This is a genomic window from Streptomyces spongiae (genome assembly GCF_009377185.1).
GTDB lineage: Bacteria > Actinomycetota > Actinomycetes > Streptomycetales > Streptomycetaceae > Streptomyces > Streptomyces spongiae.
On sequence record NZ_VJZC01001096.1, the window covers coordinates 1 to 1,147 of the forward strand.

General features: G+C 73.4%; 2 protein-coding genes. One reads left to right on the top strand and one right to left on the bottom strand.

What is annotated here, in order from left to right:
- A partial coding sequence (locus FNH08_RS50355; protein WP_152778727.1) for a DUF1349 domain-containing protein occupies window positions 1–507 on the top strand: 507 nt, incomplete at its 5' end.
- Here the strand turns inward: FNH08_RS50355 and FNH08_RS50360 are convergent.
- Window positions 490–1,147: MFS transporter (locus tag FNH08_RS50360; protein ID WP_152778729.1), on the bottom strand; the 658-nt coding region annotated here is incomplete at its 5' end. The two genes, FNH08_RS50355 and FNH08_RS50360, sit on opposite strands and share 18 nt — an antisense overlap.

Consider the following 1,147-nt stretch of genomic DNA (forward strand, 5'->3'; position numbering starts at 1 on the left):
GGGGAGGACCGGTTCGTGCCGCCCACCGGGGAGGCGCTGGAGCCCGCGGCGGACGCTCCGCGGCTGCTCGGGGCGCCGGAGGGGGACTTCCAGCTGATCGCCCGTGTCACGGTGGGCTTCGCGGCCTCCTTCGACGCGGGCGCCCTCTACGTCCACGTGGGCCCGCGGGCCTGGGCGAAGCTGTGCCTGGAGTACTCACCGGACGTGCCCACGGTGTGCACGGTCGTCACCCGCGGTCACTCGGACGACGCCAACTCCTTCACCGTGGAGGGAAGCTCGGTCTGGCTCCGCATCAGCCGCACCGGCCGGGCCTTCGCCTTCCACGCCTCCCGCGACGGCAAGAAGTGGACCTTCATCCGGCTGTTCACGCTGGGGGACGAAGGGCCCACGTCGGCGGCGCTCGTCGGGTTCATGACCCAGTCACCGGTGGGTGAGGGGTGCGTGGTCACGTTCGACCACATCGAGTACCGCGACGCCTGGCCCGACGGGCTACGTGACGGTACCTGAGGGGCGGAGCCCCACGGTGGCCAGAGCTGTCGCCGTGAGCAGGCCCGCGCCCAGCGCCAGGCTCTGCCGCATGCCCGGCTCGAAGCCTCCGGCGAGCAGTGTGCCGAACACGGCGATGCCCAGGCCGGCGGCCACCTGGCGCGCGGAGTTCAGGACGCCCGCCGCGAGCCCCGCCCGGGACGGCGGCACCGCGTCCATCATCGCGGCCGTGAGCGGCGGCACGGACAGGGCGCAGCCGAGCGCCGTGGGGACCAGGAGCGCGGCCACCGCCATCGACGGGGTGTCCTCGTCGACGTAGAGGAGCAGCAGCAGTCCCGCCGCCGCCAGGGACTGGCCCACGAGCATCGGGAGGCGGGGGCCGCGGTGGCTGGTCAGCCTGCCCGCCGCGATGTTCGTCACCGCGATCAGGCCGGTCATCGGAAGGAACATCAGGCCCGCGGCGAGCGCGGAGCGGTGCTGCACCTGCTGGAAGAAGAGCGAGAAGACGAAGACCGTCCCGTAGAAGGCCACGCTGACAGCCGCTCCCGCCGCGACCGCCACGGCCACCGCGCGGGTACGGAACAGGCCCAGCGGGACCACCGGATGCGGACTGCGTGCTTCGAGGAGGAGGAAGGCGACGGCCGCCACGACCGCCACCGCC